The 21,468-nt window shown below is 70.0% G+C and carries 14 protein-coding genes, 1 pseudogene and 1 riboswitch; of the genes and pseudogenes, 8 read left to right on the top strand and 7 right to left on the bottom strand.

Going from position 1 to position 21,468, the window contains the following annotated elements:
- Positions 1–57: 57 nt before the first annotated feature.
- The 4 genes and pseudogenes from ACFYZE_RS05990 to ACFYZE_RS05975 all read left to right on the top strand — a co-directional run bounded on the left by ACFYZE_RS05990 (position 58) and on the right by ACFYZE_RS05975 (position 4,529).
- A pseudogene (locus tag ACFYZE_RS05990) lies at positions 58–1,812 on the top strand (SDR family oxidoreductase).
- Between the two features lie 213 nt (positions 1,813–2,025).
- On the top strand, positions 2,026–2,586 hold the full coding sequence (locus tag ACFYZE_RS05985; RefSeq protein WP_388989194.1) for an RNA 2'-phosphotransferase: 561 nt from the start codon (positions 2,026–2,028) through the stop codon (positions 2,584–2,586).
- 75 nt (positions 2,587–2,661) lie between these two features.
- Positions 2,662–3,564, top strand: a complete 903-nt coding sequence (locus ACFYZE_RS05980; RefSeq protein WP_388989191.1) for an LLM class flavin-dependent oxidoreductase — start codon at positions 2,662–2,664, stop codon at positions 3,562–3,564.
- Between the two features lie 77 nt (positions 3,565–3,641).
- The gene (locus tag ACFYZE_RS05975) at positions 3,642–4,529 is read left to right on the top strand and encodes an HAD hydrolase family protein (RefSeq protein WP_388989188.1); all 888 of its coding nucleotides are present in this window, start codon (positions 3,642–3,644) and stop codon (positions 4,527–4,529) included.
- Positions 4,530–4,592: 63 nt separating this feature from the next.
- Here ACFYZE_RS05975 and ACFYZE_RS05970 read toward each other — a convergent pair whose 3' ends face one another.
- The 5 genes from ACFYZE_RS05970 to hisC all read right to left on the bottom strand — a co-directional run bounded on the left by ACFYZE_RS05970 (position 4,593) and on the right by hisC (position 13,206).
- Positions 4,593–5,624: a peptidoglycan DD-metalloendopeptidase family protein gene (locus tag ACFYZE_RS05970; protein WP_388989185.1), complete on the bottom strand. Its 1,032-nt coding sequence runs from the start codon at positions 5,622–5,624 to the stop codon at positions 4,593–4,595.
- A 115-nt stretch (positions 5,625–5,739) separates the two neighbouring features.
- Positions 5,740–9,267, bottom strand: coding sequence for a thiol reductant ABC exporter subunit CydD (cydD, locus tag ACFYZE_RS05965; protein WP_388989182.1), 3,528 nt, complete (start codon positions 9,265–9,267; stop codon positions 5,740–5,742).
- Between the two features lie 52 nt (positions 9,268–9,319).
- Positions 9,320–10,339 (bottom strand): cytochrome d ubiquinol oxidase subunit II, encoded by a 1,020-nt coding sequence (cydB, locus tag ACFYZE_RS05960; RefSeq protein WP_388989179.1) that lies wholly within the window; start codon positions 10,337–10,339, stop codon positions 9,320–9,322.
- Between the two features lie 20 nt (positions 10,340–10,359).
- Positions 10,360–11,868 carry a cytochrome ubiquinol oxidase subunit I gene (locus ACFYZE_RS05955; RefSeq protein WP_388989176.1) on the bottom strand — a complete coding sequence of 503 codons (1,509 nt, stop codon included), beginning with the start codon at positions 11,866–11,868 and terminating at the stop codon, positions 10,360–10,362.
- A 258-nt stretch (positions 11,869–12,126) separates the two neighbouring features.
- Positions 12,127–13,206, bottom strand: a complete 1,080-nt coding sequence (hisC, locus tag ACFYZE_RS05950; RefSeq protein ID WP_388989173.1) for a histidinol-phosphate transaminase — start codon at positions 13,204–13,206, stop codon at positions 12,127–12,129.
- A 505-nt stretch (positions 13,207–13,711) separates the two neighbouring features.
- On the opposite strand from hisC, the gene ACFYZE_RS05945 reads away from it, so the two are divergent.
- The 3 genes from ACFYZE_RS05945 to ACFYZE_RS05935 all read left to right on the top strand — a co-directional run bounded on the left by ACFYZE_RS05945 (position 13,712) and on the right by ACFYZE_RS05935 (position 17,222).
- A complete protein-coding gene (locus ACFYZE_RS05945; protein ID WP_388989170.1) occupies positions 13,712–14,824 on the top strand; it encodes a LacI family DNA-binding transcriptional regulator in 1,113 nt (370 codons plus the stop codon).
- 229 nt (positions 14,825–15,053) lie between these two features.
- On the top strand, positions 15,054–16,163 hold the full coding sequence (locus tag ACFYZE_RS05940; protein ID WP_388989167.1) for a metallophosphoesterase: 1,110 nt from the start codon (positions 15,054–15,056) through the stop codon (positions 16,161–16,163).
- A 192-nt stretch (positions 16,164–16,355) separates the two neighbouring features.
- The gene (locus ACFYZE_RS05935) at positions 16,356–17,222 is read left to right on the top strand and encodes a hypothetical protein (protein ID WP_388989165.1); all 867 of its coding nucleotides are present in this window, start codon (positions 16,356–16,358) and stop codon (positions 17,220–17,222) included.
- Positions 17,223–17,453: 231 nt separating this feature from the next.
- Here the strand turns inward: ACFYZE_RS05935 and thiC are convergent, their stop codons facing one another.
- Positions 17,454–19,238, bottom strand: a complete 1,785-nt coding sequence (gene thiC / locus ACFYZE_RS05930; protein WP_388989162.1) for a phosphomethylpyrimidine synthase ThiC — start codon at positions 19,236–19,238, stop codon at positions 17,454–17,456.
- Positions 19,231–19,387, bottom strand: a riboswitch (TPP riboswitch). It overlaps the preceding gene by 8 nt.
- Before the next feature lie 71 nt (positions 19,388–19,458).
- On the opposite strand from thiC, the gene ACFYZE_RS05925 reads away from it, so the two are divergent.
- The gene (locus tag ACFYZE_RS05925) at positions 19,459–20,904 is read left to right on the top strand and encodes a YibE/F family protein (RefSeq protein WP_388989159.1); all 1,446 of its coding nucleotides are present in this window, start codon (positions 19,459–19,461) and stop codon (positions 20,902–20,904) included.
- A gap of 97 nt (positions 20,905–21,001) precedes the next feature.
- On the opposite strand, the gene ACFYZE_RS05920 is transcribed toward ACFYZE_RS05925, so the two are convergent.
- Positions 21,002–21,439 (bottom strand): SsgA family sporulation/cell division regulator, encoded by a 438-nt coding sequence (locus ACFYZE_RS05920; protein WP_059127372.1) that lies wholly within the window; start codon positions 21,437–21,439, stop codon positions 21,002–21,004.
- Positions 21,440–21,468: the final 29 nt, after the last annotated feature.

Here is a 21,468-nt window from a genome sequence, read left to right as displayed (position 1 = left end):
CCACATTCGCCGGTGTGACGTGACACACCAGGTGCGAGTGACGGAAGAGAGGGACGAGTGGCTCTCACGGGGGCGCGCGAGCGCCGGGTGCGGACGGGAGGGATCGAACTGTGCGTGGCCGAGCTGGGCGATCCGGCGCGGCCCACGGTGGTGCTCGTGCACGGCTACCCGGACAGCAAGGAGGTCTGGTCCGAGGTGGCGCCCCGCCTCGCCGACCGCTTCCACGTCGTGCTCTACGACGTCCGTGGCCACGGCCGGTCGACGGCGCCCAAGCCGCTGCGCGGCGGATTCACGCTGGAGAAGCTGACGGACGACTTCCTGGCGGTCGCCGACGCGGTCAGTCCCGGCCGGCCGGTGCACCTGGTGGGGCACGACTGGGGCTCGGTGCAGGGCTGGGAGTTCGTCACCGCCGGCCGCACCGAGGGCCGGGTCGCGTCGTTCACATCGATGTCGGGGCCGTCCCTCGACCACCTCGGACAGTGGATCAAGCGGTGCGTCCGCCGGCCGACCCCGCGCCGCGTCGGCCGGCTGCTGGGCCAGGGCGCCAGGTCCTGGTACGTCTACCTGCTGCACACCCCCGCCCTGCCGGAGCTGGCCTGGCGCGGACCACTCGGCAGACGCTGGCCCGGAATCCTGCGGCGCGCCGAGCGGCTGCCCGGCGGCGACTACCCGACCCCGTCGCTCCCCATGGACGCGGCCAACGGCGCCTGGCTGTACCGGGACAACGTACGGCCCAGGCTGCGCCACCCGCGCCCCGACGCATACGCGCACGCGCCCGTACAGCTCATCACGCCACTGGGGGACGCGTTCCTGTCGGAGCACCTCTACGACGAACTGGACCGGTGGGCACCGCGGTTGATCCGCCGCACACTTCCGGACAAGCACTGGATCCCGCGCACCCGGCCCGGCCAAGTGTCCGCCTGGATCGCGGAGTTCGTGACGGCCGTGGACAACGGCCGGTCGGCGCCCGTGGGAAACGGGCGGTAGGCGGAGCGGTTCGGCGGACAGCTCGTGCTGGTGACGGGAGCGGGCAGCGGTATCGGGCGGGCCACGGCGGTCGCGTTCGCCAAGGCCGGAGCGCGGGTGGTGACGGTCGACCGGAACGGCGAAGGCGCCGCCCGGACAGCCGAGTTGGCCCGGCGCGGCGGTGCTCCGGAGGCCTGGGCGGAGACGGTCGACGTCTCCGACGAGCAGGCGATGGAGAAGCTCGCCAAGAGGGTCTCCGCCGTGTACGGGGTGGTGGACGTCCTGGTGAACAACGCCGGGATCGGTCTGTCCGGCTCGTTCTTCGACACCACCGCCGAGGACTGGCGCACGGTCCTCGACGTCAACTTGTGGGGGGTTGTTCACGGTTGCCGGTTGTTCGCCAAACAGATGGCCGAGCGTGGTCAGGGCGGCCACATCGTCAACGTCGCGTCGGCGGCCGCGTACCAGCCGTCGAAGGTACTGCCGGCCTACAGCACGTCCAAGGCGGCCGTCCTGATGCTCAGCGAGTGCCTGCGTGCGGAGTTGGCCGGGCAGGGCGTCGGGGTGTCGGCGATCTGTCCCGGCTTCGTCCACACGGACATCACGTCGACGGCGCGGTTCGTGGGCGTGGACGCGGAGGAGGAGAGGCGACGGCGGAAGAGGACAAACATGCTGTACGGCCTGCGTGGTTACCGACCGGAGAGGGTCGCCGACGCGGTGCTGCGGGCGGTGGTCCGCAACCAGGCGGTCGTACCGGTCACCCCGGAAGCACGGAGCGCGCGACTGTTGTCCCGCATCGCGCCGGGGGTGTTGCGCGCGATCGCACGGATCGATCCGCCACTGTGACCGGCTGACAAGGGAGTTGGCGAACCAACGTTCCTCATGGGTCGGTTGTGCAAGTCGACTGCCTGCCCGATGCACTTGGCGAACACTGGTGAGATGCCCGCCAGTTGTCCACAGAGCCGCCAATTTCCCTGTGGATAACCCGGGTTGCTTGTGGATCAAACATCAGGGACGAAATCAAGTGCGTGATCCCCGTCTCTCCCGCAGGCTGGAAAGATGACGGAAAGGAATGACGACAGACGTACCGTGAAGGTGTCGAAGTATCTCTCGAGGCACCTACGGCACCATCCGGGACACATTGGGATCAGGCTGGAGGACGGCGGCTGGGTGGAGATCGACACGCTGCTCGCCGCGGCGACCGCCCACGGCTTCCCGATCACCCGCGAGGAACTGGACCGGGTGGTCGCCACCAACGACAAGAAGCGCTTCGCGATCGAGGGCACCCGCATCCGCGCCAGCCAGGGCCACAGCGTCGACGTCGACCTGGGGCTGCCCCCGGCGACCCCGCCCGCGTACCTCTTCCACGGGACCGTGGCCCGCAACCTGGACGCGATCCGTGCCGAGGGCCTGAGGCCCATGGGCCGGCACGATGTGCACCTCTCCCCGGACCGCGAGACCGCCACCCGCGTCGGCGCCCGCATCGGCCGCCCGGTGGTGCTGGCCGTGGACGCCGGCGCCATGCACCGCGCCGGTCATGTCTTCCATGTCAGCGAGAACGGAGTGTGGCTCACCAAGGCCGTACCGCCTCAATACCTGCGTTTCCCAGAGAAAAACTGACTCGTGACTGCGATTCCCGGGCTTTTCTGATCAATCTCAGCCACGGCCACTCCCCGGCTCCCTTACGCTCGACGCATGAGTCTGCGTCTGAGCACCGTGATCCTGCCCTACGTCCGCTGGCACGAGGGCGGGCGTTCCGCCTGGGAGCGTGCGGAGCAGCTCGGTTTCCACACCGCGTTCACCTACGACCACCTGTCGTGGCGGTCCTTTCGCGACGGCCCCTGGTTCGGAGCCGTGCCGACACTGACGGCCGCGGCCGCCGTCACCGACCGGCTGCGCCTCGGCACCCTGGTCACCTCGCCGAACTTCCGGCACCCGGTCACCCTCGCCAAGGAGCTGATCTCCCTGGACGACATCTCCGGCGGCCGGATCACGCTGGGCATCGGGGCGGGCGGCACCGGCTTCGACGCCACCGCGCTCGGCCAGGAGCCGTGGAGCCCGCGTGAGCGCGCCGACCGGTTCGGCGAGTTCGTACCGCTGCTCGACCGGCTGCTCACCGAGGACTCCGTCACCCACCGGGGGACGCACTACTCCGCGCACGAGGCGCGCAACATCCCGGGCTGCGTGCAGCGACCCCGGCTGCCCTTCGCGGTCGCCGCGACCGGCCCGCGCGGCCTGAAGCTCGCCGCCCGCTACGGTCAGGCGTGGGTGACGACCGGCGACCCGAAGCTGTACGAGACCGGCACCCCGGAGGAGTCGCTGCGGGCTCTGCGCGCGCAGAGCGAGAAGCTGGCCGACGCCTGCGTCACGGCCGGCCGTGACGTGACGGAACTCGACAAGGTCCTGCTCACCGGCTTCACTCCGGACCGTGGCCGTCCGCTCCAGTCCCTGGACGCGTTCGTCGACTTCGCCGGCCGGCACGCGGAACTGGGCTTCACCGACATCGTGATCCACTGGCCCATCCCCGACTCCGACTTCGCGGCGGACGAGAAGGTCTTCGAGCAGATCGCCCTGGAGGCCCCGGCGCAGCTGGGCTGAGCAGGACGCGACGTGACGGCACTGGTGAGCAGTGTCACCACTCAGGTGTGCGGGGTCCCGCACGGCCGTGCGGGCATATGCGCCAGAATGGCCCGGTGACCTCAGCGACCCGACAGTCCGAGACCCCGGCCTCCGCCCTCCCGCCCCGGCTGATAGCGACCGACCTCGACGGCACTCTGCTGCGCGACGACAAGTCGGTCTCCGAGCGGACCGTCGCCGCGCTGGCCGCCGCCGAGGAGGCCGGCATCGAGGTGTTCTTCGTCACGGGGCGGCCCGCCCGCTGGATGGACGTCGTCAGCGACCACGTCCACGGTCACGGACTGGCGATCTGCGGCAACGGGGCGGCCGTGGTCGACCTGCACGGCGGCCCCGGCGCCCACCGCTTCGTCAAGGTCCGCGAGCTGGCCCGGGAGAACGCGCTCGACGCCGTACGGCTGCTGCGGGACGCCGCACCCGGCACGGTGTACGCCGTCGAGCAGACGTACGGCTTCTACCAGGAGCCGGCGTACCCGAAGCTGCACATGGAGATCCCGGACCTGCTCGCACCCGCCGAGGGGCTGCTGGGCCCGGACGCCCCCGGCGCCCGCGAGCCGGTGCTCAAGATCCTCGCCTACCACCCGCAGCTGGACCCGGACGCCTTCCTCACCCTGGCCCGCCTGGCCGTCGGTGACCGCGCCACCATCACCCGGTCCAGCCCCAGCGCCCTGCTGGAGATCAGCGGCCCTGGCGTCTCCAAGGCGAGCACCCTCGCGCTGTGCTGCGCCGAGCGCGGCATCTCCCACGAGGAGGTCGTCGCCTTCGGCGACATGCCGAACGACGTGGAGATGCTCACCTGGGCGGGACAGTCCTACGCGATGGCCAACGCCCACCCGGACGTGATCGCCGCCGCGTCGGGGCGGACGGTCGCCAACAACGACGACGGCGTGGCCGTGGTGATCGAGCAGATCCTCGCGGAGCGGTCGTAGGTCACCGGCGGTCGCAGATCGCCAGGGCCGTGCCTCGGGCGGCGGTCTCCTCGCGCACGGCTCTCAGAGTCGTACGCCCCGTGCCGTCAGCCACGGCACCGGATCGATGCCCGACCCCCATTCCGGAGTGACCCGTACCTCGAAGTGCAGGTGCGGACCGGTCGAGTTGCCCGTCGTGCCGGACTGGGCGATCCACTGGCCCGTGGCCACCGGTTCTCCCTGGTCCACGGTGACCGCGGCGAGATGGGCGTACTGGGTGAAGTAGCCGTCCGGGTGCTGGATGACGACCTCCATCCCGAAGGCGCCGCCGCACGCCACCCGCACCACCTTTCCGGCGCCGACGGCCCGCACCGGTGTCCCGATGGGGACCGCGAAGTCCTGGCCGGTGTGCCGGTGCGCCCAGTGGTCGCCTCCGCTGCCGAACGGAGCGGACAGTCTGTACGACTCCACCGGCGTCCCCCAGGCGCGATGGGTTCTCTGCCGCGGCCGGCCCAGATGGACGGCACCCCGGCACGATCCCGTGGCGGCGATCGCGTCGGCCTGCCTCTGCAGGACCCGCCGTGCCTCCTCCAGTTTCGCCTGAAGCGTCCGCCTTCTGTTCGCCAGTTCGGCTTTCCGTGTCTGGAGCCGCCGCGCCTGCGCCGACGCCTCGGCCAGATCTGCGGTGAGGCGGTCCTCCACCCGGTGGATACCGACGACCGCGTTCGCGGCGGCCCGATCCCCTCGAGTGAGCGAGCGCTGACTTCGCATCAACTCCAGTGCGGCGTCGGGGATGAGCGTCTGCGGCACATAGGGGGGAGCGAAGCTCTGGTGGTACTCGGCGCGCGCGATCAGGACCGGATCCTTGCGGAGTGCCGCGCCCAGCCGGCGTTCCCGTATGAGGAGTCTCTCGTCACGCCGCGCTCGGGCACGCTGCTTCTCGGCTTCCCGGAGCCCGGCCTCGTACTGCCGTGCCACCACGGCGGCTTCGTCGTACAGGCGCGCCACCCGTAGGGCGGCGGAGGAATCGGCACCGTCGCCCACCGTCGCGCCCCCGGCCACGGTGGGCCAGGCCGGAAGCGTTGTGAACGCGGACAGCACAACCGAAACGAGCAAGGCTCGCCGACAGGGTGAATGCATGTCAACGATCGTGGCCCGTGTCGCGGCCCCGGTCCTGTTGAGGTCCTGCGGCTGGGGGAACGGCCGGCCACGGACGGCCCAGTGGCATCCCTCATCCGGCTCCCAGCAGGTCCCCCGCGGCCTCCCGTTCGAGCATCTCCCGCAACGGCCCCTCCACCGCCGCCAGCTCCGCATGGCCACCCCGCTGGACCACCTGGCCCTCCGCGAGGACGATCACCTCGTCGACCCCTTCAAGTCCGGCCAGCCGGTGGGTGATCAGCAGGGTGGTACGGCCCTCGGTGGCGGCGAGCAGGTCCGCGGTGAGCGCGTCCGCCGTCGGCAGGTCGAGGTGTTCCGCGGGCTCGTCCAGGATCAGGACGGGGAAGTCGGCCAGCAGGGCGCGGGCCAGGGCCAGCCGCTGCCGCTGACCGCCGGACAGCCGGGCGCCGTGCTCGCCGATCAGGGTGTCCAGGCCGGCGGGCAGCCCCTCCACCCAGTCGAGGAGCCGGGCCCGTGCGAGGGCGTCCCGCAGTTCCGCCTCGCTCGCGTCCTTCCGCGCGAGCAGCAGGTTCTCCCGCACCGAGCTGTCGAAGAAGTGGGCGTCCTGCGCACAGAGTCCGACCAGGCGCCGTACGTCGTCGCCGTCGAGCGCGTGGGCGTCCGTGCCGCCCAGCGTGTACGACCCGGCACCCGCGTCCAGGAACCGCAGCAGGACCTGCGCGAGGGTCGTCTTGCCCGCGCCGGAGGCGCCGACCACGGCGACCCTACGGCCTTGTTCGAGGGTGAGGTCGAAGCCGCTCAGGGCGTCCCGCCGCTGCCCGTCGTAGCGGGCGGTGAGCCCCTCCAGGACGAGCGGGAAGGGCGACGGGGGAGCCGACTGCGGCCGCTCGGGTTCGCGTACGGGCTCCGGGGCGTCCAGCACCTCGTGGACGCGATCGGCGCTCCGGCGCACCCGCTGGCGGTGCTGCACGGCGAGCGGCAGCCCCAGGACCGCCTCGAACGCGGCCAAGGGCGTGAGCACCAGGACCGCCATGAGCACTCCGCCGAGCCGCCCCTCGGCGACGGCCTGTGCTCCCACGAGGGCGGAGGCCGCGACGGTCAGCCCGGTGACCAACGCGGTCAGCCCGTCGCCGAGTGCCGTCGCGGTGGCGGCGCGGGAGGCTATGCGGGTCAGCACCGCGTCGGCCTGCCGCGTCTGAGCGGTCCGCGCCGGCAGCGCACCGGCGACCGTCAACTCGGCCGTTCCGGTCAGCAGATCGGCCACCCGGGTCGCCAGTACACCCCGGGCGGGCGCCAGCCTCCGTTCCGCCCGGCGTGCCACGGCCCCCGTCACCAGGGGCACACCCACTCCGGCCGCGAGCAGCCCGACGGTGAGGACGGCACCGGCCTCGGGCAGCAGCCAGGCGGTGAAGCAGACGGAACCCGCCGATACGACGAACGCGGCCCCCGCGGGCAGCAGCCAGCGCAGCCAGTAGTCCTGCAGCGCGTCCACATCGGCGACCAACCGGGACAGCAGGTCGCCCCGCCGGGTCGTGCGCAGCCCCGCCGGGGCCAGCCGCTCAAGGCGCCGGTAGACGGCGACGCGGGTGTCGGCCAGCATGCGCAGGACGGCATCGTGTGACACCAGCCGTTCCGCGTACCGGAACACGGCCCGTCCGATCCCGAACGTCCGCGTGGCCGTCACGGCGACCATCAGATACAGCACGGGCGGCTGCTGGGAGGCCCTCGAGATCAACCAACCGGAGGTGGCCATCAGCCCCACCGCACTGCCGAGCGCGAGGCTCGCGAGCACCAGGGCGAGGGCGAGCCGCCCACGACGGGGTCCGGCCATGGCACGGACACGGGCGAGCGCGCCACCACGCCTCACCGGGGGCGGTACGTGGGCCGGCTCGCCTTGGGCAGGTGGCGTGCTCACCGTCTCCGCGCGCGGCGGCTCGGGGCCGGCCTGCGCGAGGTGCGGCTCGGGGCCGGCCTGCGCGAGGAGGCCCGCCATGACGGACTGCTCCGTCTCCAGCCGCACCACCCGGTCCGCCAGCCGGAGCAGTGCCGGGCGGTGCACCACCAGAAGGACCGTCCGGCCGACGGTGAGACGGCGCACCGCTTCCACGATCTCCGCCTCGGTCGCCCCGTCCAGGGACGCCGTCGGCTCGTCCAGTAGCAGCACCGGCCGGTCGGCGAGGAACGCCCGCGCCAGGGCGATCCGTTGCCGCTGCCCGGCGGAGAGGCCCGCTCCGTCCTCGCCGAGAATCGTGCGGATCCCCTCGGGCAGCGCGTCCACGAACGAAAGCGCCCCTGCGTCGGCCAGCGCCCTCCGTATCGCCGTGTCGTCCGCGTCGGGCCGCGCCAGCCGGACGTTGTCAGCGATCGTGCCCGCGTACAGATGGGGACGCTGCGGCACCCAGGCGATCCGTGAGCGCCACTCCTCCAGATCGGCCGAGGCGAGATCGACTCCCCCGACCCGTACGCGCCCCTCGGTGGGCGGCACGAATCCGAGCAGGACGCTCAGAAGGGTCGACTTGCCCGCTCCGCTCGGTCCGACGAGGGCCACCGTTTCACCGGGCGCGACCGTGAGCGACACATCGGACACCGCCGCGGACGGCCGCCCGGGATAGCGGACGGTCACGTCCTCGAAGACGATCGGCCCGTCCGCTAGGCGCCGCTCACCGGAGGGCGGCACCGAAGTCTCCAGCACTGCGAAGATCTCCTCGGCTGCCGAAAGCCCCTCCGCCGCCGCGTGGTACTGCGTCCCCACCTGCCGCAACGGCAGATATGCCTCCGGCGCCAGCACCAGGATGACCAACCCGATGTACAGATCCATGTCCCCGTGGACGAGCCGCATACCGATCTCGACGGCGACGAGCGCGACCGAGATCGTGGCCAGGAGCTCCAACGCGAAGGACGACAGGAAGGCGATGCGCAGCGTCCGCATGGTCGCCTGCCGGTACTCGCCGGTGATCCGCTTGATCGACTCGGCCTGAGCCTTGGCCCGGCCGAATACCTTGAGCGTCGGCAGCCCGGCGACCACGTCGAGGAAGTGCCCGGACAGCCGCGACAACAACCGCCACTGACGGTCCATCTGCGACTGTGTCGCCCAGCCGATCAACATCATGAAGAGGGGGATCAGAGGCAGCGTGCCGGCGATGATCGCCGCCGACACCCAGTCCTCGGTGACGATCCGCGCCAGCACTGCCACCGGCACCACCACCGCGAGCCCCAACTGCGGCAGATAGCGCGAGAAGTAGTCGTCGAGGGCATCGACACCCCGCGTGGCCAGAGCGACCAGCGAACCGGTCCGCTGTCCGCTGAGCCACCCGGGACCGAGGGCCCCGGCTCGCTCCAGCAGCCTCGTCCGCAGTTCCGACTTCACCGCCGCGCTCGCGCGGTGGGCGGAGAGTTCGGTGAGCCAGGACACCAGGGCGCGTCCGACCGCCACGGCCACCAGAAGCAACAGAGGGGTGCGGAGTTCGGTGATCGTGTGGTGGTGCTGGAAGGCGCCGACCACCACCTCGGCGATCAGCATCGCCTCGGCGATGACCAGGGCCGCGCCGATGACCCCCAGGCCGATGACCGCCCCGAGGAAGAAGCGTGTGGCCCGCGCGTGGCGGAGCAGTCGTGGATCGATCGGTTTCACGTGAAACATGCCCTTCGGCCCGGGCGGGATGTTTCACGTGAAACGCCCCGCCCTACCAGATTCAGTGCACGGCACCGACGGAAGTGTCGGCGGCGATGTGCTGGGTGCCGATGCGCTTGCGGAACACCCAGTAGGTCCAGCCCTGATAGAGAAGGACGATCGGCGTGGCGATCCCGGCACACCAGGTCATGATCTTCAGGGTGTAGGGGCTCGACGAGGCGTTGCTCACCGTCAGGCTCCAGTCCCCGTTGAGCGTGGACGGCATGACATTCGGGAAGAGCGTCAGGAACAGCATGGTGACCACGGCCACGATGGTGACGCCGGAGAACGCGAACGCCCATCCCTCGCGCCCTGCCTGGTTGGCCACGAGCGCCGCGACGAGCGCGGCCACCGCCACGACCAGGGCGACCAGACTCTTGCCGTCCCCTTGGTCGATCTGGGCCCAGGCGAGGAAGAGAAGCGCCAGCCCGGCGGTCACCAACCCGACGCCCAGGGCCAGCTTCCGTGCCCGCTGCCGGATGTCCCCGACGGTCTTCAGTGCGGTGAACACCGCCCCGTGGAAGGTGAACAGGGTCAGCGTGACCAGGCCGCCGAGGAGGGCGAACGGATTGAGCAGATCCCAGACGCTGCCCACGTACTCCAGGTGCTGGTCGATCTTCACACCCCGCACGATGTTGGCGAAGGCCACGCCCCACAGGAACGCCGGGATCAGCGAGGTCCAGAAGATCGCGTTCTCCCAGTTCCGCTGCCAGTTCTCCTCGGGCCGCTTCGCCCGGTACTCGAAGGCGACACCGCGCACGATCAGACAGACCAGGATGACCAGCAGCGGCAGGTAGAAGCCGGAGAAGAGTGTGGCGTACCACTCGGGGAAGGCGGCGAACGTGGCGCCGCCCGCGCTGAGCAGCCACACCTCGTTGCCGTCCCAGACCGGACCGATCGTGTTGATCAGCACTCGCCGCTCGGGGCGGTTGCGGGCCAGCAGCTTGGTGAGGATGCCGACCCCGAAGTCGAAGCCCTCCAGGAAGAAGTAGCCGATCCAGAGGACCGCGATGAGGACGAACCAGACGTCTTGAAGTTGCATGGTGTGAGCGCTCCCTCGGCCTAGTACGAGAAGGCCATCGGCTTGTCGGCGTCCGTGGAGTCGCCGCCGAGCCTGGTGGGCGGGTTGAGATCGGACTCGGTGAGTTCGGGCGGTCCGGCCTTGACGTACTTCGTCAGCAGCTTCACCTCGACGACGGCGAGGATCGCGTAGAGCACGGTGAACACGGTCATCGACGTGATGACCTCACCCTGGGAGACACCGGGGGAGACGGCGTCACGAGTGCGCAGCACGCCGTAGACGACCCATGGCTGACGGCCCATCTCGGTGAAGATCCAGCCCCAGGAGTTGGCGATGAGCGGGAAGGCGAGGGTCCAGATCGCGATGCGCCAGTACCAGGTGGTGAGCGTCGGGCCGAGTGCCTTGTTCCTGAACAGGACCAGATGCGGCACCTCGTCCTCACCGACCCGCAGGTGCTGCGGCAGCAGGAACTTCTTGCGGGTCAGCCACAGCCCGGCCAGGCCGATGGCGAAGGACGCCATGCCGAAGCCGATCATCCAGCGGAAGCCCCAGAAGGTGACGGGGATGATGGGACGGTAGTCCCCTGGGCCGTATTTCTGCTGTTCGGCCTTGTTGGTGTCGTTGATGCCGGGGACGTACGAGGTGAAGTCGTCGTCGGCCAGGAAGGACAGCAGGCCGGGAACGGACAGTTCGACGGAGTTGTGGCCCTTGCTGACGTCGCCGTACGCGAAGATCGAGAAGGGCGCCGAGTTCTGACCGTCCCACAGGGCCTCGGCGGCGGCCATCTTCATGGGCTGCTGCTTGAACATGACCTTGCCGAGGACGTCACCGCTGACCGCGGTGAGCAGGCCGGCGATGACGACGGTGACCAGTCCGAGCCGCAGCGAGCTCTTCATCACGGGGATGTGCTTCTTGCGGAGCAGGTGGTAGGCCGCGATACCGACCATGAAGGCACCGCCGGTGAGGAAGGACGCGGACAGGGTGTGGAAGACCTGGGCGAGCGCGGTGTTCTGGGTCAGGACGTGCCAGAAGTCGGTGAGTTCGGCGCGGCCCTTCGCCTTGTTGATCCGGTAGCCGACGGGGTGCTGCATCCAGGAGTTGGCCGCGAGGATGAAGTACGCCGACAGGACCGTTCCGATCGAGACCATCCATATGCAGGCCAGGTGGAGCTTCTTCGGCAGCTTGTCCCAACCGAAGATCCACAGCCCGATGAAGGTGGACTCGAAGAAGAAGGCGATGAGGGCCTCGAACGCGAGCGGGGCACCGAAGACGTCGCCCACGAAGCGGGAGTAGGCGGACCAGTTCATGCCGAACTGGAACTCCTGGACGATGCCGGTCACGACACCCATCGCGATGTTGATCAGGAAGAGCTTGCCCCAGAACTTCGTCGCCCTGAGGTACCTCTCCTTCTCCGTCCGTACCCACGCGGTCTGCAGGCCGGCCGTCAGCGCGGCGAGCGAGATCGTGAGCGGGACGAACAGGAAGTGGTAGACGGTGGTGATGCCGAACTGCCATCGCGCCAAGGTCTCCGGCGCCAAAGCTATGTCCACGTCGTCCTTCTCCTTACGTCGCCGTGGTCACGCGGCAGTTTGCCCCGCTTGCCCCACTCATCATGGGAACAATCGGGCCCGCTTGTGAACGCGTTCACATTCACAAGCAATTATGGCGCATGGCGGTCGCAAGCCGGAGAGGTGGGGGGTCCCTAAGTGGGGGCTCTCGACATCTGGCACAATCCCGCGCCGACCCGGGTCCCGCGCCACTCGCGCGCGACCCGGGAGGACTCGGCCGGGCTGAATTGAAGACCGGGCCTACAGCTCCTTGTGGAAGCCCTCCGCGACCTTCATGAAGATGTCGTTCGCCTCGGCCTCGCCGATCGTCACGCGCACCCCCTCGCCCGGGAAGGGACGCACGACCACACCGGCCTGCTCGCAGGCGGCCGCGAATTCCATCGTGCGCTCCCCCAGCCGCAGCCACACGAAGTTCGCCTGGGTCTCGGGGACCGTCCAGCCCTGGGCGCGCAGCGCGTCCACCACGCGGGTGCGCTCGCACACCAGCGAGCCGACCCGGCCGAGCAGCTCGTCCTCCGCGCACAGCGAGGCGATCGCCGCCTCCTGCGCCAGCTGGCTGACGCCGAACGGCACCGCCGTCTTGCGCAGCGCCGCGGCCACCGGCTCGTGCGCGACCGCGAAGCCGACGCGCAGCCCGGCGAGGCCGTACGCCTTGGAGAAGGTGCGCAGCACGCACACGTTCGGCCGCTTGCGGTACAGCTGGATGCCGTCCGGAACCTGGACGTCGCGGACGAACTCGCGGTACGCCTCGTCGAGCACCACCAGGACATCGCCCGGCACGCGGTCCAGGAAGCGCTCCAGCTCCGACTGGCGCACGACGGTGCCCGTCGGGTTGTTCGGGTTGCAGACGAAGATCAGCCGGGTCCGGTTGGTGATCGCGTCGGCCATCGCATCCAGGTCGTGCACGTCGCCCTCGGTCAGCGGCACCTGCACCGATGTCGCCCCACTGATCCGGGTGATGATCGGGTACGCCTCGAAGGACCGCCATGCGTAGATCACCTCGTCGCCCGGGCCGCTCGTGGCCTGCAGCAACTGCTGTGCCACACCGACCGAGCCCGTCCCGGTCGCGAGGTGCGACTGGGGCACCCCGAAGCGCTCCGACAGCTCGCTCATCAGGCCCGTGCACGCCATGTCCGGGTAGCGGTTGAAGGACGAGGCCGCCGCGGTCACCCTCTCCAGCACGCCCGGCAGGGGAGGGTACGGATTCTCGTTCGAGGACAGCTTGTAGGCCACCGGGCCGCCGGCCGCGGCAGGCTTGCCGGGCTTGTAGGTGGGGATATCCTCCAGCTCGGCACGCAGCCTCGGGCTCGTCTCGCTCACCGCAGTCCTCCTCGCGCACACCACCGGCTCGTGACCGCCACCGGCGTCCAATGCTTCTCACCTTATGAGGATTCGGGGCCGCTGCGAATGGGCTGTGGACAACAGCTCCGCCCCTTGTGGATCACGCCATGGACAGGCGGCGGTCGGGCGGGTAGCGGTATGGAGGCGGACGGACGGCCATACCGACCCGGACGGATCGCCGCAGGAACCCGCGCACATCGTTACAGCAAGGCGCGTGAATCCGGGGGCGCGTCTCCCCCTGTCGCACGCGCCGGTGGCTCACGCCGTGGCGCGCATCCCTCGTGAAGGTGAGTTGAGACCTCTTCGCAATATGACCACCTAGACAGGCCCATGCGTGCCGTCGCGCCATCTATTGACCTTGGATCGCTCAAGTCCCTTGCATTCCCAGGCACTTGACTATCTTTGATCATGCAGAAACGTGCCTGTCAACGGGTGCATATGCGTCCGCACTACCCCACCACATGAGCCCTACTATCGGCTCGCCATGACAGCAGCAGGGAAGCACCAGGTGAGCCGGGCGGAGACCTCCCGCCGAGGCAGCCGGCCAGGCCGGGCGGGCATCAGAGACGTGGCCGCCGCCGCCGGGGTCTCCATCACGACAGTCTCCGACGCCCTCAACGGCAAGGGCCGGCTACCGGACGCCACCCGACGCCACGTCCGCGAGGTCGCCGACCGGCTGGGCTACCGCCCCTCGGCCGCGGCCCGCACCCTCCGTACCGGCAAGTCGGGCCTCATCGGCCTGACCGTGACGACGTACGGGGATGAACCTTTCACCTTCACCGAATTCGCGTACTTCGCGGAGATGGCCAGGGCCGCCACCTCCGCCGCGCTCGCCCGGGGATACGCCCTGGTCATCCTGCCCGCCACCTCGCGCCACGACGTGTGGTCGAACGTCGCCCTGGACGGCACGGTCGTCATCGACCCCTCCGACCAGGACCCGGTGGTCACCGAACTGGTCCGGCAGGGGTTACCGGTCGTCTCCGACGGCCGCCCGGCCGGCTCCCTCCCGGTCACCGCCTGGGTCGACAACGACCACGAGGCCGCCGTCCTCGGCATCCTCGACCACCTGGCGGATGCGGGCGCCCGCCGCATCGGGCTGCTGACCGGCACCACGACGGACACCTACACGCACCTGTCCACGACCGCGTACCTCAACTGGTGCGAGCGCGTCGGACAGGATCCGGTCTACGAGGCCTACCCGGCACACGACCCGTGCGCGGGCGCCGTCGCCGCCGACCGGCTGCTGGCCCGTCCGGACCGCCCCGACGCGGTCTACGGGCTCTTCGACCCGAACGGCACCGACCTGCTCGCCGCAGCCCGCCGCTACGGCCTGCGCGTCCCCGACGACCTGCTGCTCGTGTGCTGCAGCGAGTCCGCCGTGTACGCCAACACCGAGCCTCCCGTCACCACGCTCTCCCTCAAACCGCGCCGGATCGGCACCGCGGTGGTCCAGCTCCTCATCGACGCCATCGAGGGTGTCCAGCCGGAGCAGCCGGTCGAGCAGGTGATACCGACCGAACTGATCGTGCGTACGTCGTCCGAGCGACGCCCGCCCCGCACCACGGTCAGCCCGCCCCGGTCGCCCGGACACAGATAGCCCGGCACGCGGCCCGCGGGTGACGCACCAGTCGCCCGCGGGCGCCCGGCGACCGGGACACCGGCGGGAAACCCCCGCCCATTTAGGGCGAATGCCGCGGTGAACTGGAGGGCTTCCCCGATTCACCACCCCTGGGTCATCACATGGCGCGATCCGCATTCCTATGATGGGCCCACGACACCGCGGGCCGCTGCGACCAGGCAGTCCGATGCGGTGCAGATGCGGCGCGATGGTGGAGGGGTCGATGACTCAGGGGGCCGGTCAGGGACCCGAGGTGGAGCGGACGGCGACGTTGCGCGACTTCCGGGTGCCCGCGTACGTCCACGAGGCCGGTCCGTACGCGCAGAGCACGCCCCAGGACCAGGTCACCGGACCCGTCGCCGCCGCGGAGACCTACCCCCACGGCTACTCCGACGCCTACACGCCCACCGAACGGGACCTCCCGGTCGTCAACCGCGGTGACACTCTCCAGGCGGACGTCGCTCCCACGGCCGTGCCCTCCCCGCAGTCCGCGGAGGGTCCCGGTCCGCTGTTCGTCGTCGGGGACGTGCACGGCTATCTCGACCAGCTCATGGCGGCGCTCCAGGAGAAGGGCCTCGTCGACGCCGAGGGGAGCTGGTGCGCGGGCACGGCGCGGCTGTGGTTCCTCGGCGACTTCACCGACCGCGGGCCCGACGGCATCGGCGTCATCGATCTGGTGATGCGGCTGTCCGCTGAGGCGGCCGCGGCCGGCGGCTACTGCAAGGCGCTCATGGGCAACCACGAGCTGCTGCTGCTCGGCGCCAAGCGGTTCGGCGACACGCCGGTGAACTCCGGCGCGGGCACCGCCACCTTCCAGGCGGCCTGGTTGCTCAACGGCGGCCAGAAGACCGACATGGACCGCCTGCAGGACCACCACCTGCAGTGGATGGCCCGCCTCGACGCGGTGGAGGAGGTCGACGGGCACCTGCTGGTCCACTCGGACACCACCGCCTACCTCGACTACGGTGACTCCATCGAGGCGGTCAACGACACCATCCGCGAGACGCTCACCCGTAACGACGCGGACGAGGTGTGGGACCTCTTCCGCAAGTTCACCAAGCGCTTCTCCTTCCGTGACGAGGGCGGCGCCGACGCCGTACGGTCCCTGCTGGACACCTACGGCGGCAGGCGCATCGTCCACGGCCACAGCCCCATTCCCTACCTGCTCGGAGAAGTCGGCTCGGAGGACGGCGAGGACGGCACGGGCCCCGTGGTCGAGGGGCCGCACGTCTACGCGGACGGACTGGCGATCGCGATGGACGGCGGGGTGACCATGGCCGGAAAGCTGCTGGTCCAGCAACTTCCCTTGGATATCTGAGCGTTCCCCGGACAAACATCCCCCGACGGAGGACCGCGCACAGGAGCGCAGGCCGGGGCCATTTTCCGGAAACCCCCTGTCACCGCGCGCCGTCGCCGCTCTACCATCGGCTTATCCGTAGCAGGCTCCCCTCCGTTTCTGCCCGACGGCTCGTCAGCATGCCGAGCCACAAGCCCTACGGAGCATCGGGGGATGCACATGAACAGCGTTCCGCAGCACCTGCTGAGCGAGGACCGCCAGGACTACGAGCGGATCCTCGATGAGGCGCTGCGCTCCGCACCACACCGCCCGGATCTGTCCGCTGTGGGTCAGCGGCTGAACCCCGAACAGTTGCGCACCATGGCGCTGAACGCCACCGCCCTCATCACCGCGGCGGCGGCCACCGAGTACCAGCACTACGTGATGGTCCGCGAGGAACTGCGCCGGCCGGCGCCGTCCACCCCGATCGTCCAGGACGGCACCCCCGGTTCCCCGGAGGCGGACCTGGACGCCCTGGGGCTCGCGGCCACCGTGGGAGAGGCCGCCGCGAGCGCCGGGACCGGTGCCGTCATCGCGGTCCTCGCCCCCTTCCTCGCGGGTGCGGCAGCGGCGATCTTCCTGCTCGTGGGGTACATCCTCAAGATGGTCAATCCCGATCAGGCGTTCGCCCGGACGCTCCTGACGACCGGGTGGGTCTTCGGCGCGGTGACCGCGGCGTCGATCCTGGTCGCCGCGATCGGCCTGCTGCTCACCGCCCTGCGCAACAGCTCCTCGGCACAAGGGGCGGACGCGTCGGGCACGTTGACGACGGAGGTGTCCCGGGCCAGGGATGCCTGGCACGAGGCACTGCTGGAGCGCGGCATCCTGCCGTTCCTCCGTGAGGCGCTCAGCGACCCGGGCACGGCCGCGATGACCCGGAAGGCACCGGAGGCGACCGCCGGCCGCATCCCGCACCTCGGCTACGACCGTCCGGGGTTCAGCAGCCCCGACAGCGGTCCGGCCGCCGGTACGCGCCCCAGCTTCACCAGCCCCGACTTCACCAGCCCGGACTTCGGCGGGCCGGAGCACACGCCGGAGTGACCGGCCCGGCCGGCGACCGGTCGCCACCGAGGTGCGCAAGGCGGGGGCGCCCACCTCCGGACCATCCCCGGAGTGGCCCCGCCCCCGGCCGACCCACCGACGTCCGGCCCGCTCACGAAAGGCGCGGGCCCATGTCGTGGTCACTCCGCGTCAGTCGGCCCCTCCGGCCCGCGCAGCGACGACGCAGGCCGGTGGGCACCGCATGACGGGACGTCGGCGGGCACTGCCAGATCAGTCGGCGATCGGCAGGTACACCCGGTTTCCCGCCTCGGCGAACTCCCTCGACTTCTGTGCCATGCCCTCCTCGATCTCCTCGCGGTTGCCGCCGTGCTCACGGCGGATGTCCTGGGAGATCTTCATCGAGCAGAACTTCGGACCGCACATCGAGCAGAAGTGCGCGGTCTTGGCCGGCTCCGCCGGAAGGGTCTCGTCGTGGAAGGCACGGGCCGTGTCCGGGTCGAGGGCCAGATTGAACTGGTCCTCCCAGCGGAACTCGAAGCGCGCGTCGGACAGAGCGTCGTCCCACGCCTGCGCACCCGGATGGCCCTTGGCGAGGTCGGCCGCATGGGCAGCGATCTTGTAGGTGATCACACCGGTCTTGACATCGTCGCGGTTGGGCAGGCCCAAGTGCTCCTTGGGGGTGACGTAGCAGAGCATGGCCGTGCCCCACCAGGCGATCATCGCGGCGCCGATGCCCGAGGTGATGTGGTCGTACGCCGGCGCGATGTCCGTCGTCAGCGGCCCGAGCGTGTAGAACGGAGCTTCATCGCAGATCTCCTGCTGAAGGTCGATGTTCTCCTTGATCTTGTGCATCGGGACGTGTCCCGGGCCCTCGATCATGGTCTGTACGTTGAAACGCCTGGCGATCCGGCCGAGTTCCCCGAGCGTGCGCAGTTCCGCGAACTGTGCCTCGTCGTTGGCGTCCGCGATGGAGCCGGGCCTGAGGCCGTCGCCCAGCGAGTACGTGACGTCGTAGGCCGCGAGGATTTCGCACAGTTCTTCGAAGTGTTCGTACAGGAACGACTCCTTGTGGTGGGCGAGGCACCACGCCGCCATGATCGAGCCGCCACGCGAGACGATGCCGGTCTTGCGGTTCGCGGTCAGCGGTACGTACGGCAGACGCACCCCCGCGTGCACCGTCATGTAGTCCACGCCCTGCTCGGCCTGCTCGATGACCGTGTCCTTGTAGATCTCCCAGGTCAGTTCCTCGGCCTTCCCGTCGACCTTCTCGAGGGCCTGATAGAGCGGCACCGTGCCGATCGGCACGGGGGAGTTGCGCAGCACCCACTCGCGCGTGGTGTGGATGTTGCGGCCGGTAGACAGATCCATGACCGTGTCGGCGCCCCAGCGGGTCGCCCAGGTCATCTTCTCGACCTCCTCCTCGATGGACGAGGTGACGGCGGAGTTGCCGATGTTGGCGTTGACCTTCACCAGGAACCGCTTACCGATGATCATCGGCTCGATCTCGGGGTGGTTGACGTTGGCCGGGAGGACCGCACGGCCTGCCGCGATCTCCTCGCGCACCACTTCCGGGGACACGTTCTCCCGGAGGGCGACGAACTCCATCTCGGGCGTGATCTCCCCACGGCGTGCGTACGCCAGTTGCGTCACCGCTTTGCCGTCGCGGCCGCGGCGAGGCTGACGCGGGCGCCCCGGGAACACCGCGTCGAGGTTGCGCAGTCCGCCCCGCGGCGACGTGTGCTTGATGCCGTCGTCCTCGGGGCGGACGGGACGGCCCGCGTACTCCTCGGTGTCGCCGCGGGCGGTGATCCAGTTCTCCCGCAATGGGGGCAAGCCCCTGCGGACGTCGGTCTGGACCAGTGGATCGGTGTACGGGCCGGAGGTGTCGTACAGCGTGACCGACTGCCCGTTGGTGAGGTGCACCCGACGGACCGGCACCCGCAGGTCGGGGCGTGAGCCCTCGATGTACGCCTTGTGCCAGCCGATGGACTGTCCAGCCTCCTGCGACTGTTCGCCCTGAACGGAGGCAGGCGTGCGTACGTCCTTGTTGGTCATGAGACCTACTCCCTACGCCGGCATTACCCGGTAACAGGTTCAGCGGTCGACGCAGCGGTTTCCGTCCGCCGATGTTCCACGTGAAACATCGCGTCTACGGAGGTCAGCGCCCTCTCAGCCCGGTGCTCCGAGCTCCCGCGTGTGCAAAGGTCCCCCCACGCTAGCGTCTCTTTGCGCGAGCTGAACAGTGGGCCTCACGCCTTCTTGCGATGATGCCTCGGTGACCACGACACAGCATCCGCCCCCGTACCCACCGCCCGACCCGCCCCACGGCCACGGCCCGGGTGACGCACATGGCCATGGACCGAGCGGCGGGCACGGGCAGGGAACACGCGGCGGGCACGGTCACTCGCACAGCCACAGCCACAGCCACAGCCATGGCTCGGCGGCGCCCGTGTCGCTGCACCTGCGCAGGGTCATCGCCGCGATCCTCATTCCCTTCACGGCAGCCGTGGTCGTCGGTCTGGTCGTGCTGTGGCCCGGCGGAGTGCCGTCACACAAGCGCACCGGCGTGGGATTCGACCGGCAGACCCAGCAGGCCACGGTCACCAGGGTGGTGGAGGTGGACTGCAAGTCCGTGAACGCCTCGGGTGACACCCCGACCGGTGACACTTCCACGGCCGAGGGCTCCTCGGCCCAGCAGCAGTCGACCGGCACCTGCAAGAAGGCGACCGTGCGCGTCGACACGGGCAAGGACCAGGGCCGGACGTTCACGGAGATCGTCCAGCCGGACCAGTCACGGCAGTTGCATCAGGGCGAGAAGGTCGTGGTCGCGTACGAACCGTCCGCCCCCAGGGACCTGCAGTACTCAGTGGCGGATGTGAACCGCAAGGTCCCCATGGCGTTGCTGGCCGGCATCTTCGCCATCGCCGTGGTGGTCGTCGGCCGGATGCGCGGTGTGATGGCGCTCATCGCGCTGGCCGTCAGCTTCCTGGTGCTGAGCCTGTTCATCCTGCCGGCGATCCTGCAGGGCTCGAACCCCCTGCTCGTGGCCGTGGTCGGGTCCAGCGCCATCATGCTGATCGCCCTCTACATGTGCCACGGCCTCTCGGCACGCACCTCGGTGGCGGTGCTCGGCACGCTCATCTCCCTGTCCCTGATCGGTGTGCTGGGCTCCCTGTTCATCGGCTGGGCCGCGCTGACCGGCAACACCGACGACAACACCGGCCTGATCCACGGCCTGTACCCGGGTATCGACATGAGCGGCCTGCTGCTGGCCGGCGTCATCATCGGCTCCCTCGGCGTCCTCGACGATGTGACGGTGACGCAGACCTCGGCGGTCTGGGAACTCCACGAAGCGAACCCGTCGATGGGCTGGCGTGGTCTGTACCGCGCGGGAATCCGCATCGGCCGCGACCACATCGCGTCGGTCGTCAACACACTCGTCCTGGCGTACGCGGGTGCCGCTCTGCCGCTGTTGCTGCTGTTCTCGATCGCGCAGAGCAGCGTGGTCACCGTTGCCGACAGCGAGCTGGTCGCGGAGGAGATCGTGCGCACGCTCGTCGGTTCGATCGGCCTGGTCGCCTCGGTGCCGGTGACCACGGCACTGGCCGCCCTGGTGGTCTCCGCCGACCGCTCCGACGGCTCCGGCCGGTCCGCCGTTCCGGCCGCCGCTCCGGCCGCCGCACCGGCCCGCGGTGGGCGCGGGCGGCGCCGCAGGCACTGAGGCGCCCGAACCGCGGGGAGGCACCGCAGAAGCGTTACGGCACCCACCGCGCCCCGCACGGCTCCCCGAGGAACCGTTACGGCACCGAAGCGTGGCCTCAGCCCGCGCTCTGCTCCTCGGCCAGGATCCGGTCCAGCGCCTCGTCGAGATGCGCGTCGAAGTCGGCGAGGGACCCCTCCTGACCGAGCGGCACCAGCTTGTCCGTACGGTCCAGGAACGCGACCAGCGGCACCGCCCCGGACCGGAACAGCGCCCGGTCTGCACCCACCTGGAGCCGGATCAGCACATCGCCGAAGGTGTCCGGCTCGGCGGGCGCGATGTGCACATCTCCGTCGCCGCATGGCCGGCCCACTCCGTCGACCAGCAGCTCGCGCCCGAACGCCCAGGTCACAGGAGCGTCCCCGGGCAAGTGGAAGGTCAGCCGCACGGCATAGGGATCACAGGTCTCGTAACACAGTTCCACCGGAATGCGGAACGAGAGCTCCTCCGAGACGAGAAAGCTCATCATCACCTCTGCCTGTACCGACTCGCGCATCGTCTACCCCGTCAGTAGCCGTGGACTGG

The organism is Streptomyces sp. NPDC001796, assembly GCF_042892355.1.
Taxonomy (GTDB): domain Bacteria; phylum Actinomycetota; class Actinomycetes; order Streptomycetales; family Streptomycetaceae; genus Streptomyces.
The sequence above is the reverse complement of the archived record's forward strand: the minus strand, read 5'-3'. Positions and strand labels throughout refer to the sequence as shown.

Bases quoted from the DNA above. Each gene is read 5' to 3' on its own strand.
- ACFYZE_RS05945 (WP_388989170.1), top strand. From the start codon at position 13,712: ATGACAGCAGCAGGGAAGCACCAGGTGAGCCGGGCGGAGACCTCCCGC.
- ACFYZE_RS05985 (WP_388989194.1), top strand. From the start codon at position 2,026: ATGACGGAAAGGAATGACGACAGACGTACCGTGAAGGTGTCGAAGTAT.
- ACFYZE_RS05935 (WP_388989165.1), top strand. From the start codon at position 16,356: ATGCACATGAACAGCGTTCCGCAGCACCTGCTGAGCGAGGACCGCCAG.
- ACFYZE_RS05975 (WP_388989188.1), top strand. From the start codon at position 3,642: ATGCGCCAGAATGGCCCGGTGACCTCAGCGACCCGACAGTCCGAGACC.
- ACFYZE_RS05940 (WP_388989167.1), top strand. From the start codon at position 15,054: ATGGTGGAGGGGTCGATGACTCAGGGGGCCGGTCAGGGACCCGAGGTG.
- ACFYZE_RS05980 (WP_388989191.1), top strand. From the start codon at position 2,662: ATGAGTCTGCGTCTGAGCACCGTGATCCTGCCCTACGTCCGCTGGCAC.
- thiC (WP_388989162.1), bottom strand. From the start codon at position 19,238: ATGACCAACAAGGACGTACGCACGCCTGCCTCCGTTCAGGGCGAACAG.
- cydB (WP_388989179.1), bottom strand. From the start codon at position 10,339: ATGCAACTTCAAGACGTCTGGTTCGTCCTCATCGCGGTCCTCTGGATC.
- cydD (WP_388989182.1), bottom strand. From the start codon at position 9,267: ATGTTTCACGTGAAACCGATCGATCCACGACTGCTCCGCCACGCGCGG.
- ACFYZE_RS05920 (WP_059127372.1), bottom strand. From the start codon at position 21,439: ATGCGCGAGTCGGTACAGGCAGAGGTGATGATGAGCTTTCTCGTCTCG.